Source organism: Massilia horti (assembly GCF_004614195.1).
Lineage (GTDB): Bacteria > Pseudomonadota > Gammaproteobacteria > Burkholderiales > Burkholderiaceae_D > Telluria > Telluria horti.
This window is the reverse complement of sequence record NZ_SPUM01000106.1, coordinates 1-15,653: the sequence shown is the minus strand read 5'-3', so window position 1 is coordinate 15,653 and position 15,653 is coordinate 1. Positions and strand designations below refer to the sequence as shown.

The 15,653-nt window shown below is 60.9% G+C and carries 10 protein-coding genes; 6 read left to right on the top strand and 4 right to left on the bottom strand.

The window, feature by feature from the left end; all coding sequences use genetic code 11:
• Positions 1–171 precede the first annotated feature (171 nt).
• Positions 172–756, bottom strand: a complete 585-nt coding sequence (locus tag E4O92_RS15460; protein ID WP_206076888.1) for a YbhB/YbcL family Raf kinase inhibitor-like protein — start codon at positions 754–756, stop codon at positions 172–174.
• Between E4O92_RS15460 and E4O92_RS15455 the strand changes: the two genes are divergently transcribed.
• Positions 740–1,555, top strand: a complete 816-nt coding sequence (locus tag E4O92_RS15455; RefSeq protein WP_229483400.1) for a MutS-related protein — start codon at positions 740–742, stop codon at positions 1,553–1,555. The two genes, E4O92_RS15460 and E4O92_RS15455, sit on opposite strands and share 17 nt — an antisense overlap.
• A gap of 67 nt (positions 1,556–1,622) precedes the next feature.
• Here E4O92_RS15455 and E4O92_RS15445 read toward each other — a convergent pair whose 3' ends face one another.
• Positions 1,623–2,627, bottom strand: a complete 1,005-nt coding sequence (locus tag E4O92_RS15445) for a LacI family DNA-binding transcriptional regulator (RefSeq protein WP_135190631.1) — start codon at positions 2,625–2,627, stop codon at positions 1,623–1,625.
• Between the two features lie 298 nt (positions 2,628–2,925).
• Between E4O92_RS15445 and E4O92_RS15440 the strand changes: the two genes are divergently transcribed.
• Positions 2,926–3,381, top strand: coding sequence for a beta galactosidase jelly roll domain-containing protein (locus E4O92_RS15440; RefSeq protein WP_135190630.1), 456 nt, complete (start codon positions 2,926–2,928; stop codon positions 3,379–3,381).
• Between the two features lie 134 nt (positions 3,382–3,515).
• Positions 3,516–6,119 (top strand): TonB-dependent receptor, encoded by a 2,604-nt coding sequence (locus tag E4O92_RS15435; RefSeq protein ID WP_135190629.1) that lies wholly within the window; start codon positions 3,516–3,518, stop codon positions 6,117–6,119.
• A gap of 235 nt (positions 6,120–6,354) precedes the next feature.
• On the opposite strand, the gene E4O92_RS15430 is transcribed toward E4O92_RS15435, so the two are convergent.
• Together E4O92_RS15430 and E4O92_RS15425 are read right to left on the bottom strand one after the other, a co-directional pair.
• Entirely contained in the window at positions 6,355–9,390 is a 3,036-nt protein-coding gene (locus E4O92_RS15430; RefSeq protein ID WP_167759806.1) for a glycoside hydrolase family 2 protein, read from the bottom strand.
• A 663-nt stretch (positions 9,391–10,053) separates the two neighbouring features.
• Positions 10,054–11,913: a phosphoethanolamine transferase gene (locus tag E4O92_RS15425; protein WP_135190627.1), complete on the bottom strand. Its 1,860-nt coding sequence runs from the start codon at positions 11,911–11,913 to the stop codon at positions 10,054–10,056.
• A gap of 355 nt (positions 11,914–12,268) precedes the next feature.
• Between E4O92_RS15425 and rpsL the strand changes: the two genes are divergently transcribed.
• The 3 genes from rpsL (at position 12,269) to fusA (ending at position 15,470) form a co-directional block, all read left to right on the top strand.
• Entirely contained in the window at positions 12,269–12,655 is a 387-nt protein-coding gene (rpsL, locus tag E4O92_RS15420; protein ID WP_135190626.1) for a 30S ribosomal protein S12, read from the top strand.
• Positions 12,656–12,776: 121 nt separating this feature from the next.
• Positions 12,777–13,247 carry a 30S ribosomal protein S7 gene (gene rpsG / locus E4O92_RS15415; protein WP_135190625.1) on the top strand — a complete coding sequence of 157 codons (471 nt, stop codon included), beginning with the start codon at positions 12,777–12,779 and terminating at the stop codon, positions 13,245–13,247.
• A 117-nt stretch (positions 13,248–13,364) separates the two neighbouring features.
• The gene (gene fusA, locus E4O92_RS15410) at positions 13,365–15,470 is read left to right on the top strand and encodes an elongation factor G (protein WP_135190624.1); all 2,106 of its coding nucleotides are present in this window, start codon (positions 13,365–13,367) and stop codon (positions 15,468–15,470) included.
• The last annotated feature ends 183 nt before the right edge of the window (positions 15,471–15,653 follow it).

Here is a 15,653-nt window from a genome sequence, read left to right as displayed (position 1 = left end):
AAAAAGCGGACATTTCTACTTTGCTGAAAGCGGACATTTCAACTTTGCCTTTACAGGGTGCGCACCTGTGCGCACGCGGTACGGTTGAATGCCGTTGGCGCCGGTAGGCAGACGTACCGCGTGCGCACGGGGTGCGCACCCTACGCCCTGCCGAAGCCCGTGGCCTTTATCTCACCGCTGCGCGAATTGCCCGATGAGGTATCCCTTGGCCAGCACGTGCCCTTTCATCGCGTCCAGCAGCTGCTCGCGATCGGATCCACCGGGCAGGATGAGCAGGGCGTTCAGGGCGAACACCTGGAAGTGGTAATGGTGTGGCGGGGAGCCGACGGGCGGCTGCGGCCCCGCGTAGCCGATCGATCCACGCGAATTTTTGCCTTGCAGGGCGCCGGGCGGGTTGCGCAGGCGCGCCTGGCGCGGGACGCCTTCCGGCAAGCTGGTGACCTGGGCGGGGATGTTCCACATCAGCCAGTGCACGCGCGGCGAGGCGGCCCGCGCGTCCGGGTCCTCGACGATGATTGCGTACGACCGGGCGCCCGGCACCGGGCTCCATGACAGCGCGGGCGACAGATTGTCGCCATAACCGGTGTAGCGCGGATTGAGGATCGATTCCGTGGTAAAGCTGGCCGAATGGACGGCCAGTTTCATCTTGCCCTTTGGCTTGGTTTGCGGCGCGTCGATCGACACCGCGCTGGGCGCCTGGGCCAGGACGCCGGACGCGGCCAGGCACAGCAGGAGCGCGTTGAATAGGCGTTTCATGATGTCACCTTGTTCGCGGCCCGTATCGGGATACGCCAGTGAAGATGGTGCCATCGTCGCGCGGTGCGCTGATGGGTCTTTGGTCTGGCTCAATCGGGACCGTATCTCGCGGAACGCGACGCGCACCTATGGCAGCCATCCGCCCCTCTTGTTTTTTGCCGGACAGATCATAATTTCTATCCAACATTTTATTGGCCGCCGGCTGGCGCAGAAAGGTCGCATGCTCGTGTTTCGTAGCTTCGTCGCAGCTGCCTATGCGGCGCAGGCCGCGCTTCCGGCGCTGCCGGTGTACACCAGCATGCAGGGCGAAGATTCGCTGTTCGATGGCGAGAGCCTGTACCAGGCGGAGCTGCGCCGTGCGAAGGAACTGCTCGATAGCGCGCGTTCCGCGGGAGCAGGCGTGTACCTGATCGATGAAGTATTTCGCGGCACGAATCACATCGAATCGGTTGCGGCCGGCGCGGCGGTGCTGGACGAGCTTGCGGAACGAGCTATGGTGCTGGTTTCGTCGCACAACCTGATCCTGGCGCCACTCCTCGCCCATCGCCTTCAGGCGTATTGCATTCGGCGCAACGGCAATGTACTTGAACTGGGCCCTGGAGTGCTGAGCGATACGAATGGCATCTCACTGCTGGCTACGGGTGGATTCGACCAGCAGGTCGAGGACAAGGCGCGGAGGGTTGCTCGATGGCTGTGCGCCGGGATCCGTCAGCCGGGCGAGGCTGCCACCGTGTTGGCGCACGGACTGCGCGCCCCTCGAATTACATTTGCCGGAAGTGGTGAAGATAACTGCGGCTGACGGGTAATACTTCGTCGCTGCCGCGAATGTGCAGGTCCGCCGTCCCGTTGACCCCGCGCCGGCGCGCTTAATCGATGGGCGGCTGGCGTCGCATGACCGACGAGCGCAGGATCAGCTGCGGCTCGAGCATGGTGTGATCGGTACTGGTATCGCCGGCTATGGCGGCGAGCAACTTGTTCATGCCGATTACCCCCATCTGTTCGCTGCGCAAGTCGACCGTCGTCAGCGGCGGTGAGGTGTAGCGCCCATACTGAATATTATCGAAGCCGGCGACCGAAATGTCTTCCGGCACCCGGAAGCCGAGGCTCTGGACCTCTTTGATGAAGCCGAGCGCCATCATGTCGTTGTAGCAGACGATGGCGTCCGGGACTTGCTCGCCGAGCATGATCGATGAGCTCATGCGCTCGCCTTCGAGTGCGGTCGGCGCACTGCTGTCGTAGCTCAGCAGGGGCAATTGGTGCGCCGCCAGACAGGCCCGGATACCGTCCCTGCGTTCCTCGTCGCGGCGCGACTTGGAAAAGCCCATGTATGCCACACGCTTGTGGCCCATCATCACCAAGTACTGCGCCAGCATATAGGCGCCCTGGCGGTCGTCACCGCCCACCGAGAGCAGGTTGATCTGCGATTGGGCGCCGAAGAACACCAGCGGCTTGCCGAGCTTGACCAGCCACTCCAGCTCCCGCTCCGCCATCCGCGAATACACCAGCATGCCGTCGACCCGCCGGCTGAGCGCTTCAAGCAAGGGGCGCTCGCGGCTCGCGGTTTCGTCGGTGTCGACCAGCAGTAGCGTGTAGCCGTTCTCGAGCGCAACCCGGTTGGCGCCCTTGATGATACTGCTGAAATGCGGATTGCTGACATCGAGCACCGACAAGCCGATCGTCTTGGTGCGGCCGGTAATCATCGACTGCGCCAGGGGGTTGGAACAGTAGCCAAGTTCTTCGATCACGCCCCTGATGGTGGCCTCCACCGCCGGCGAAAATCGCTGTGCGCCATTGATGTACTTCGAGACCGTGGCGGTGGAGACGCCGGCCGCGGCGGCGACATCGCGAATGGTGGGCGGCTTCTTTTTCATACGGCGGGTAAAGGGATTGACAGATGCGAAGGAGCGATCAGAGCGCTTGATGATCGCATGATTTGTTGTGCTTGTGCAAAAAGAAACATTGGCGGCCAGACAATTCGTTGACGTTGTTAAGAATTAATATATACTAAAGTTAAACGTTTGACTTGATTTGTAATCATCCCTTAAGACGCTGCCCCTGTCACTTACTACATTTTAGAGGCGACCACGACGCTCCCCACCCAAAGGCTTTTCGCCGCCTGCTGCTGACCGCCGCCGGTGCGCGAAGATAAACGATTTCCTTCCGCGGCCTATGACCCCCCCAATCAGCCCCACCTCGGGTAAGACGCTGCGCGGATTCGCGCAAGCGGCAATCGGATTATTGCTGCCCGCAAGCACAAGGTGGGCAGGGGCCGCGGGCGCGCCGCTCAGCGAGATTGCGCTGACGGACAACCGGCGCTTCACCGTGGCCCAGGGAAGTAGTAGCTGGGCCGGACCGGCATTTGACGATGCCAACTGGGACGCTGTCTCCTTGCCGCACACCTGGGACAACTTCGTTGGCCACGATGGCGGCCGCAACGATCACCGTGGCAACGGTTGGTATCGCACTCATTTCCAGTTGCCGGCCACGCTGGCCGACCGACGCGTCCTGCTTGAGTTCGATGCCGCCAGCAAAGTGGCGGAAGTATTTGTCAACGGCACCGGTGGTCTGCCCGCGCGCACCGCTCGAATAAGCAAGGGCGCCGCGCGTGCGCCCGGAATTTATTAGAAGTAGTCAGCAAGACCCGATATGGCCACCGCCGTCAATTCCATGGAAACGACAGGGAACCATATTCGGCAAAGGTAAGTGCTAGCAGTGAATGAAGTCGATTTTCCATACTTATAAACATAAGGGACAGAGCAATGAAAAGCACCACGGTGATTAGAGCAGATAAGTTCAAGCTGACGCCTATTGCATCAGCCATAGCGATTGCCACGCTTGGCTTCGCCGCGCCGGCGTTTTCGCAGGATACCGCAGCGCCATCCGCGCAGCTGGAGCGGGTCGTTGTCACTGCCAACAAGCGTGTCGAGAAGCTGGACAATGTGCCTATGGCTATCTCAGTAGTGTCCGAGACACAGTTGCAACAGGCTAACGTCCGCGAGATCGAAGACTTGGTCACGCTGGCCCCGTCTCTTACGATCACCGAGGGTTCAACTGTCGCGAATAACTCGATCAATATGCGCGGTGTCGGTACCACCACCATCTCGATCGGACTGGAGGGCGACGTTGCTTTCATCGTTGATGATATCCCTGTCGCCCAGCAATTCCAGGCGTTTAAAGATCTGGCAGATGTCGCCCGGGTCGAGGTGCTGGAAGGGCCGCAAAGCACCCTGGTCGGAAAATCCGCCATTGCTGGCGCAGTCAATGTCATCACCAAGCCGATCGCCGGCCCGTTGACAGGCAGGGGGTCGGTCATGATGACCGATGACGGCGAGTGGCGTGTCGGCGGATCCTTTAGCGGAAAAGTGTCGGACACCCTTGGGATACGTGTCTCTGCAAGCAATACACGGTTTCGCGGTAACTTGCATAACCTGACCTATGATCAGTGGGTCAATGGTTCGAGTGGCAAGACTTTCCTGGCTAGAGTCAGCTGGAAACCAACGAGCAATCTGGGCCTGGATTTTTCACCCCATTACAATTACACCACCAACACCAAAGGTTCTGCGGGGGCGATCAATAAGTTCGAGATCACCTCGGGTGGAGTGGTCCAGTCTGGTGGACTGGCAGGAAGCAATACACTGGGCCCGGGTGGAACATTGCTTCCGCTTTATGCGTCTGGCAATGCGCAGTTACTGGCCAGTAAAGTACTCGCCGGCATTACCCCATCAAAGTGGAATCGGGATTTGCGCAGGGACTTTCCAACCGGCCTGGAATCGTCTGACCGCGGCGCTGGATTCAAGGCGTCTTACGAATTGCCCAGCGGCGCTACCCTGATGTCGATCAGCTCGTTCGATAAATATCTTGGCCACGATTATCTGGACCGCGATTCGACCGATTTGCCGACAATTGGTGTCGCGACAGCGACAGCACCTTACACCAGCCCGGTTTTCACTTTGGGTAATACCCAGGAGGGCACCTATGATATCCGCGCGAAGACGCAGGAGTTCCGATTGGTGTCGCCAGATAATGGCCCGGTCCGCTACGTAGCGGGTGCATGGTATGCCAAGAATGAAAGCTATCGTTTTTTCTACAAGGGCTATTGTGAAGCGCCTGCCCCTTGCCAGAATACGAGTATTGGCGGGAATGGCTTAAAGGTCGTTAATGTCAATAGCACCAGCCCGGTCGTCTATAACGAATACGCCTACAACGTCAATAGAGCGCTGTATGCGAACGTGTCCTGGGGTTTTGCGCCTACTTATACTGTGACCGCAGGCTTACGCGCAAATCAGGAATCCCTGGGTTACTGGTTTGACCGTGGTTATTTTACCGACGCCTTTGCCAAGGGCCCTGAAGCCTTCCAGCCGCAAGCACCGACACCAGCCAATCCGCAGATCAATCACTTCCAGGTGGATGAGTTGAAAGAACGCTCTTACACTGGCAAGCTGAGTTTGCAGAAGCAATTCAATCAGGACTGGATGAGTTATGTAACGGTTTCCACGGGCCACAAAGGTACGGGCTTTGGTCTCACCAGTACAATGATCCCGTCTTCACCAACCAGTGTGCTGCCATTGGACGCTCCGTCAGAGCAAGCGCAATCAATGGAGATCGGCGTCAAGGCAAACTTGCTTCAGAATCGCCTGAACTTGAACATGGTCGCCTGGAACACCGACTTTTTCAATCTCCAGCAAACTACAAGTTACAAGTTGCCTAATGACACGTTCAGCTACACCCGTCTTGACAGTATTCCACGAGTCAATACGCGCGGGGTGAGCTTGCAGTCAGCCGCCAAACCGACGCCCGACCTTACCTTATACCTCGCCCTGGCCTATACCGACGCGAAGATCGCGGAGTGGGCGATGGCTCCCTGCTATTCCGTCTCAGGCAACCCCAGCGTCAACGGCTCGGTTAGCGGGAAAAATTCCGGTTGCTTTGCAAACGCTGCAGGCGCCCAGTATTCAAACGCGGCTGGATACAGCATGCCGAACGCACCCAGGGTCAAAGGTAATGTGAGCGGTTCCTACGATGTACGGCTTGGCGCTCTCCCGTTTAAAGGATTTATTAACGCGGGCGTCAATTATCAGAGCAAGATCTATAAGGGTGTCGATAACAATCCGGCCAACGTGCGGCCGGCCTTCAGCATTGTCGATCTTGGCTTTGGCATCGCCGATAACAAGAATCGTTATAAACTCAGCTTCCGCGTGAATAATTTGCTCGACAAGCACTACTACACCTCGAACCAGGGGACGCAACCTTCCTTCTCCAGCCTCACGGGCACGACCCCGACTGCGACTGTTTCAGCCGACAGTTATCAGCCGAACCGCGATACCTGGCGTTACTTCAGCATCAAGCTTGATGTGAAATACTAAGCTTGCGCGACCTCAGTGATCATGGATTGAATGACACTGAGGTCAAGAAGCGCGGGTGAAGGGAACGGCCGGATCCTCGGCCGCAATCAGCCTGCCTGATGCGGCAGGCTGATTGCACTGTAGGCGCCAGGAGCTTGCGTTCGGCAGCGGCGCGAACGCAAGTTGTCCTGGCAAAGGTAGAAAATGCGATGTACGTCGCTCCGACGGGGCGTCAGCAATCCTTGCGCGGCTTGCCTTACCGTTTCTGCACGAACACCAGATACATGTTCGCATCCTTGTTCGTCACATCTTCGGCATTGGCGCCGAGCCGGATCACCGATTCGATGCCGGCATTGCGCGCATAGACAGCCATGACTTGCCCGCGCACGGTCAGCTGCATGGTCGTCGGTTTGAAATCGTGGCGCAGCCACGCGGGTGGCGGCACCCGATTATCGTGCGCCACGAATACCGTGCTGTCGGCGCCCACGGTCAGAGTCACCAGGTCTGTCAGACGGGCCTGCGCATCCGCGTTCGCCGCCTGCACCCAGTCGGCGCCCGCCATTTGCGGTGGCAAATCCGGCAGTGCCGAATCGCCATCGACGTAGGCATTGCGGCCGGCGCGGGCGTCGGTTTCCACGTGGACGATATAGCCGCGCGGACCGGCATAAGAAAACGTCTTGATAAAACGGCCTGCAAACCCGGCCTGTATCGGCGCCGTGTCCCCCGCTGAAGGAACGAAATCGAGCCCAGGATGGGGCACGGAGGTGACCGGCAGCGCCGGTGCAACGGCCGGCCGCATGCCGCTGGCGGCATGCGAGCGCGCGGTAGCGGTCCCCGGTTGCAAGCCCTGGCCGCTGACGCGCAAGGTGATCTGCCCTGGTTTGCCGGTACTGCGCACGGCGACGCGGTTGATGCCTGATTCGAGGTCGAGATACAAATGGTTGATCGAGTCGATCTTGCCGCTGTTGTAACCGCCACGCCAGACGCCTTCCCCGGTGAGCGCGAAATCGACGCGCTGCTGGAATGTCGGGACGCGCCGGCCTTGCGCATCGACTGCCTCGACGTCAAACAGCACGATGTCGGCGCCGTCGGCGCGCCAGCCGCCGGGACCGGTAATCGGCGTCAGCTTAAGGGCCGCGGCAGGACCGGCCGTTTGCTTGTCGGCGCGGGCGCTCTGCTTGCCTGTCTTGTCATACGCGACCGCCGAAATGTGGCCCGGTTCGAACGCGACGTCGACAAAACGGTAGAGAAAGCCGTTTTCCGGTTGCGCGCGTCCGAGCGAGCGGCCGTTTACGAACAGCTCGACCTCGCCGCCCGTATTGGCGACAACATACACGGTCTTTTTCGTGCCCGCCGGGTAGCTCCAGTGGCCGATCACATGTACGCGCGGGGCGGCGTCGTACATCACCTGGCAGACATAATATGCTTCCTTGGGCAGGCGCACGCCGTCCACTTCGCCACCGGCACGTGCGACTTCGACGGCGACCCGGCCGCCACTGGTGGAATCGGAAAATAGCCAGTTCGCGCCGCCCGCATGATCTGGCGCGCCCAGTTTTCCGACATAGTGCTGGACCTGGTTCACCGCAAACTGTTCGGATGTCAATTGATACGCCTGACCCTTCGCTTCGGGATAGCCGAAGTTCGGCGGCGACTGGTCGTCCCACACCCGGCGCGGCGATTCCTCGCGGTTGTATTCGCCTTCGACCACGGGCAGGCGCGCGATCTCGCGCCCGCCTTCGGTGCCGATGCCGACATCCATGAACTCAGCCGTGACGGCGTCCGCGCGGCGGTGCGCGTAGGCGCGGCCGCCGTGCGGATCATATTGATCCATCAATGCGCGCAGCGCGGCCGCATGTTCGCGGCTGACCTTCTGGTTGCCGCCTTCCCAGATGAAAATCGACGGCGAATTGCGATAGTAGATCAGCACGTCGCGGAAGTTCGCCAGCCGCAGCTCCCAGGCGCCGCCGCGCGTGTCGGACTCGCCGTCGCCGCCCGGCTGGTCCGCGATGAGGCCTAACCGGTCGCCGGCGGCGATCTGCGCCGGGCCGCCCGGTACATGGCCCCAGCGGATGAAATTGCCGCCGGCGTCCTTCATCATCTGCATCGTGTAGTCGTGCATCCAGTCGGGCAGCGCGGCGCCCAGTCCCGGCCACTCGTTGGTCGGCTTCTGGCCCCAGCCATGCAGCCTGGTATGGATACCGTTGACCCACAGGCCGGTGTTGCGGTCCCAGCGAATCACGCGTATCCCGAGCGGCACGTCGGCGCCATCTATCACTTTGCCATTGACCGTGAGCGTGAGCGCAACGCGGTACAGATGCGGATAGGCCGGTTCCCACAGCCGCGGATGGGCGAGCTGGCCGGACAACGACACGGTCTTTGAAGCGCCCGGTGCAATGCGGCCGGCCTCGCCGGTCACACGCAGCACCGAGGCGCCGGCAGCGTCGAATACTTCGGCCGCTACCGTCACCGCTTCGGCATGCGCGCGGCCATTGGCGAGCGGCACCTCGAAATGAATCTGCGCCGATTCTTCCTTGATCGCGTCGGCGTAGACGTACGGGCCCTCGGTCTGCAGGAAGCTGAACAAGGGCAGGGTGATATGCAGTGGATCGGTGACGATCAGGCGCACGTTGCGATAGATGCCGCCATGCGCCGGATGCCAGTGCGGGTTATTCCACGGGATCTGGTCGGCCTGCAGCTCCTCGAGCGTATCGGGGATGCTCGCCATCTGCTGCTTCGTCAGTTCGCCGAGCACCGGATGGCTGGCGGCGGTGGTCGCCGCCTGCGGCGCGGCATGCGGGTCGAGCGGGTCCTTGGCGAAGCGGTTATCGGCCATCACCGCGAGAATATTCCGTCTGCCTATTTTCAAGTGCGGCGTCAGGTCGAAACCGAACGGTGTGAATCCGCCCTTGGCAACGCCAAGCTTTACGCCGTTCAGATACACCTGCGCAACCTGACGCACCGCCTCGAATTCGATAAAGACTTTTTTACCGTTCCACGCCGAGGGCGCGGTGAAGGTCTTGCGGTACCACGTGCGTCCGCTCCACTGCTGCTGCTCGCCCCGATGGCCGGGCAGCGACCAGTTATCGAAGGTGTCGATGTCGTTGAACGTATGCGGCGCCGAGACCGTGGTCCATTTCGCATCGTCGAATTGCGGCGCCTCGGCGCCGGCCGGATCGGCTTTGATGAACTTCCAGCCCGGGTTGAAATCCGTGATCGCGCGCGCGCCGGCCCAGGCCGCGGAGTAAGCGAGAGAGAAAAAAAGCGACAGCAGTACGGCGTAAGTGCGTTTCAAAATACGTCCCTTCGTGATGGCGCCAGCGGCCTGGATCGGCGCGCAGCAGCGGCCGGTGCACGACGCCGTGCACCGGTGAGTTGATCGTCTGGCGCGTGCGCAACAAGGCACGGCCGCGCGTCGCAGCACCCTGGGGAAATCAGGACCCCGTTGCTGCGGCAGCCGCAATGCCGGCGAAGCGTGAGGACGGTCAGGTTGGAAAACGATTAACCTTCGGATCAGTGTATTTCTTTCAATGAACAACGTCAACAGCCAAGGTTTTGGAGAAAGGCACAACCGCTGCAGCGGCCGCCGGCAGCGCGATGCCTTCCGCCGTAGCCCCATGGGGCGCAGGGGAGATGTGGTCCACATCCTTGGACGATCGCGCTTTCAAGCCACTTGCACGCCAGCACTTAACGGAGTCTATGAAACGGAGGGAAAACGATTTCTCGGCTTTAGTATGTCGCAGAAAACGGACGGAATGCCGGCGTGGCGCAGCGCGGCACGTAGGGCAACGGTGCGGGATCCCGGGCGCGTTCCCGCGAGCTGGGCATGAAAATATGCCGCGTTCGTACGACCGGGCCGTGAAAGCCAGACCGATGGCTATGCGGTTCGTGTCCTGAAGCGTGGCCTTAACTGAACGGCATCAGGCCTCGCGCCCGGTTTTTTTCGCCCTGGGGGCAGTCAGCGCGGTAGGGGTCGGCCCTTGGCGATCACTTCGCGGCAGTCGCCCTTCATGACCGCGTCGTCGTAGTCGGTCCAGCCGTAGCTGTCGACGTAGCGCTTGTGCTGCTTGAACTGGCTGTTTACGAAACTCCACTCGAGCCGGTCTTGCGGGTAGCGGATGTCGGCCATGTCGAGCAGGGTATGGAACATGTTTTCGGTGGCGAGGCGCGCCTTGCGGCGGCGTAGCAGCTGGTTCACCTTCTCCGGAAAGCGCTGCTGGTACTGGTCCGAATACCAGACGAAAGCCGGCACGTGGAATTCATATTGCGTGTTGTGCCCGTGGAAGGCCAGGCGGCAGCTGTTGTCGTATAGCGTCTGGCCATGGTCGGCGACGTACAGCAGCGTGGATTGCTGTTCGGTGCCTTTCAGCTGGCCGATCACCTGCGCCAGGAACCAGTCCGTGTACAGGATCGTGCTGTCGTAGCTGTTATTCAGCTGCGGCTTCATTTTAAGGTCGGTATAGACCGGCTTGTCGACGCCATATAACGAGGGCAGCCAGTGGTCGAACTCTTTGGGATAGCGGTGGCTGTAGTTCCAGTGGCTGCCCAGGGTGTGCAGCACGATCAGCTTTTTCGGCGCCGGGTCGGTGAGCACGCGCCCCAGCGGGGCGAGCAGCACTTCGTCGAAATTCGAAGTGTCGGTAAAGCCGCCCAGGTTCATGAAATCGACCTCGTCCGCTTCCTTGGCGAACACGGACACGGGCGTGTCGAATTTGCCGAACGAGATCTGGTTCGACAGCCAGAACGTCTTGAAGCCCGCTTCCTTGAACGCGGTCAGGAACGATTTTTCCGAGAACCCGTCCTTGAGGCTTTTCATGGCCGGCTTGCGCGAAATGATGACCGGGACCGACAGGCGGGTCGCCGCGACCGAGGTGATCACGTCCGGCAGTATGACCAGGTTCGGTTCCCCGGACAGCAGGGGATTGGTCTGGCGCTGGTAGCCGTTGATGCTCCAGCGGTCGTAGCGCGACGATTCCCCGATCACCATGACGGCGATCTGCGGTTCGGCATTGGGTTCGGCCATGTGCGCGCCGAACCGGAAATTGACGCTGCGCCGGTTCAGGTCCGCCAGATAAGTCCGCTCTTTATAGAAGTCGATGCCGCGCGCGGCCAGTCCGAACGGCCACGAATGGGCGAAGACGTCGAAAGCGAACGGCAGCCGGGCCCAGTTGGGAAGCGCCGGCAGCCGGTGCGGTGGCAGCGGCGGCTTCGGGGCGGGGGCATTGACGCCGGGGGGCGGGGGGCTTGCCACAGGACCTGCCTTGACCAGGTGTATCGCCGCGCTTGACGCCTTGGGGGCGATTGCTGCGACGGGCGGCGGCGCCACCCCGAACCAGTAGCCGTAGCCCAGCACCGCCGCGCCGAGCGCGAGCACGCCCAGCACCACCGGGCGCGACACATCGGCCCAGTCGAAGTCGCGGCTTTTCCAGGCAACCCGCAGGCTGGTGCCGAACCAGATGAGCACGCCGATGAGCACGGCCAGCAGCATCCATGCCTTTTTCCCGAGAAATTCCATCGCTTCGGCCGGGCTGGTTTCGGTCATGATGCCCAGGTGGTGCGCCGAGATGCCCTGGCCGTAGTAGGCGTACAGGTACAGCTCGGCCGGCAGCGCGAGGAAGGCCGGCAGCAGCAGCAGGTGGAACCAGGCCGGGCGCTTGAACACGGCCCAGAGCGTGATCCAGCCGATCACTTCGATGCCCAGCACCTGTCCGGGGTCCGCGACCGGATGCCCAAACAGCCGCGCGGCGAAGGGCACGCACGACAGCGCGAGGTAGGTCGCGGCCAGATACAGGTTGGCGGGGCGCAGCAGGAATCGCATCGGCGGGCAGGACGGGAAAAGTCCGCTATTATCCCGCTATTGCCGCCGGAAAAGTCCCGGCCGGGCGGCCACGCCCCGGCTTGTGTCGGCAACGCCACACTATCCGCCGTTAACCTGCCGCGTCTGACAGGCAACCTGTTCCGGACCGAATGAATCGGTTGACCGGCTTGTGCTTGGGGTCTATACTCGCGAGTTCTCGAATTTATTCTGCACATCGTATACGCATCCGCAGCCGCTCCTTCGGTGAGTGGCTTTTGTCGCCTGCGCTGTCAGCACAAGGACGGGACTAGGTTTCAGTCCCCGGGGCTTCGTGGCCCCGGGTCATCAACGTAGTAATTTTGTTGGATTAGGAACGATGCCAACCATTAGTCAATTGATTCGCAAGCCGCGCGTTGCCGCGGTTGTGAAGAGCAAGTCGCCGGCACTGGAAAACTGCCCGCAAAAGCGTGGTGTTTGCACCCGTGTCTACACGACGACCCCGAAGAAGCCGAACTCGGCACTGCGTAAGGTCGCCAAAGTCCGCCTGACCAACGGTTTCGAAGTCATTTCGTACATCGGCGGTGAAGGCCACAACCTGCAGGAACACTCGGTCGTGCTGATCCGCGGCGGCCGTGTGAAAGACCTGCCGGGTGTGCGTTACCACATGGTCCGTGGTGCGCTCGATACCCAGGGTGTGAAAGACCGTAAGCAGGCCCGTTCGAAGTACGGTGCCAAGCGTGCCAAGGCCGGCGCTAAGAAGTAATCTGCCCGGTTTTAGGCTTAATTAATTGAGTTGAGGCGGCCGGAAGGCCGAGTAAGTGAAAGGTTTTGATGACCTTTCGCGAGTGCGGTAGGCACTCAACTGAAGACAGGAAGGAATTGAAATGCCACGTCGTCGTGAAGTCCCCAAGCGCGAGATTCTGCCGGATCCAAAATTCGGCAACACCGATGTCGCCAAGTTCGTCAACGTTCTGATGCTGTCCGGCAAGAAGTCGGTCGCTGAGAACATCATCTATGGTGCGTTCGATTACATCCAGCAGAAGTCCGGCAAGGACCCCCTGGAAGTGTTCGCGACCGCGATCAACAACTGCAAGCCGATGGTCGAGGTGAAGTCCCGCCGTGTCGGCGGCGCCAACTATCAGGTGCCAGTGGAAGTGCGTCCGGTTCGCCGCATGGCTCTGTCTATGCGTTGGTTGCGCGAAGCCGCAAACAAGCGTAGCGAGAAATCCATGCCCCAGCGCCTCGGTGGCGAGCTGATGGAAGCAGCGGAAGGCCGCGGCGGCGCGATGAAGCGCCGTGACGAAGTGCACCGCATGGCAGAAGCGAACAAGGCGTTCTCGCACTTCCGCTTCTAAGCAAATGGCCAAACCCTCGCGGGGGCGCGGCCATGCAGTATCCGTTGTTCAGGCCGGGCGCATTTTGTCAATCAAGATGCTGCTCGGTTTTGTCAATTCAAAGGTTTAGGAAAATTTATGGCACGCACTACCCCCATCGAGCGGTACCGTAATATCGGTATCTCCGCTCACATTGACGCCGGCAAGACCACGACGACCGAGCGTATCCTGTTCTACACCGGTGTGAACCACAAGCTGGGCGAGGTGCACGACGGCGCCGCCACCATGGACTGGATGGAGCAGGAACAAGAGCGCGGCATCACCATTACCTCGGCAGCGACCACCTGCTTCTGGAAAGGTATGGCCAGCAACTTCCAGCCGCACCGCCTGAACATCATCGACACCCCGGGCCACGTGGACTTCACCATCGAGGTGGAGCGTTCCATGCGCGTGCTGGACGGTGCTTGCATGGTCTACTGCGCAGTGGGCGGCGTGCAGCCGCAGTCGGAAACCGTGTGGCGCCAGGCTAACAAGTACCAGGTGCCGCGTCTGGCGTTCGTCAACAAGATGGACCGTACCGGCGCGAACTTCTTCAAGGTGTACGAGCAGATGCGCAACCGCCTGAAGGCCAACCCGGTGCCGATCCAGGTGCCGATCGGCGCCGAAGACAGCTTCAAGGGCGTGGTCGACCTGGTCAAGATGAAGGCGATCTTCTGGGACGACGCGTCCCAGGGCATGAAGTTCGAATACGGCGAGATCCCGGCCGAGCTGGTGGACACCTGCAACGAATGGCGCGAGAAGCTGGTCGAGGCGGCTGCCGAGTCGTCCGAAGAGCTGATGAACAAGTACCTGGAAGAAGGTGACCTGTCCGAAGCCGAGATCAAGAAGGCGCTGCGCGATCGCACCATCGCTTCGGAAATCGTTCCGATGATGTGCGGCACCGCATTCAAGAACAAGGGCGTGCAGGCCATGCTGGACGCGGTCATCGAGTACCTGCCGTCGCCGGTCGACATTCCGCCGGTCGAAGGCCACGACGAGGACGACCAGCCGGTCTCCCGCAAGGCATCGGACGACGAGAAGTTCGCGTCGCTGGCATTCAAGATCATGACCGACCCGTTCGTCGGCCAGCTGATCTTCTTCCGCGTGTATTCGGGCGTGATCAACTCGGGCGATACCGTGTACAACCCGATCAAGGGCAAGAAGGAACGCCTGGGCCGTATTCTGCAGATGCACGCCAACCAGCGTGAAGAGATCAAGGAAGTGCGCGCGGGCGACATCGCCGCGGCTGTGGGCCTGAAGGAAGCGACCACCGGCGAAACCCTGTGCGACCCGGCAGCGCCGATCATCCTGGAAAAGATGGTGTTCCCGGAGCCGGTGATCCAGCAGGCTGTCGAGCCGAAGACCAAGGCTGACCAGGAAAAGATGGGCCTGGCACTGAACCGTCTGGCTCAGGAAGACCCGTCGTTCCGCGTGCGCACCGACGAAGAATCGGGCCAGACCATCATCGGTGGTATGGGCGAGCTGCACCTGGAGATCATCGTTGACCGCATGAAGCGCGAATTCAACGTGGAAGCGACCGTCGGCAAGCCGCAGGTGGCTTACCGCGAAACGATCCGCAAGACCTGCGAAGAGATCGAAGGCAAGTTCGTCAAGCAGTCGGGCGGCCGCGGCCAGTACGGTCACGTGGTGCTGAAGATCGAACCGCAAGAGCCGGGCAAGGGCTTCGAGTTCGTCGACGCGATCAAGGGCGGTACCGTTCCGCGCGAATACATCCCGGCGGTCGAGAAGGGCGTGCGCGAAACGCTGCCGACCGGCGTGCTGGCTGGCTACCCGGTGGTGGACGTGAAGGTCACGCTGTTCTTCGGTTCGTACCACGACGTGGACTCGAACGAAAACGCGTTCCGCATGGCTGCATCGATGGCGTTCAAGGATGGCTGCCGTAAAGCCAACCCGGTCATCCTCGAGCCGATGATGGCCGTGGAAGTGGAAACGCCGGAAGACTACGCCGGTACCGTGATGGGCGACCTGTCGTCCCGCCGCGGTATGGTGCAGGGCATGGACGAAATCCCGGGCGGCGGCGGCAAGATCATCAAGGCCGAAGTTCCGCTGTCGGAAATGTTCGGTTACGCGACCTCGCTGCGTTCGGCAACCCAGGGCCGTGCGACCTACACGATGGAGTTCAAGCACTACGCTGAAGCTCCGAAGCACGTGATGGACGCCATCGTCACCGCGAAGGCCAAGTAATTCAGCTGACAACGCGGGGGCAGAGCGCAGCGAAGCGCTCTGTCCCCGACTGGATAAGGCGGTGCAGGCGCGATCCTGCCGCCGACTACAACAAAACGAAGTAAATCGTTCTTTTTAAAGGAAGATCCAAAATGGCAAAGGAAAAATTCGAACGGACCAAGCCGCACGTGAACGTCGGCACCA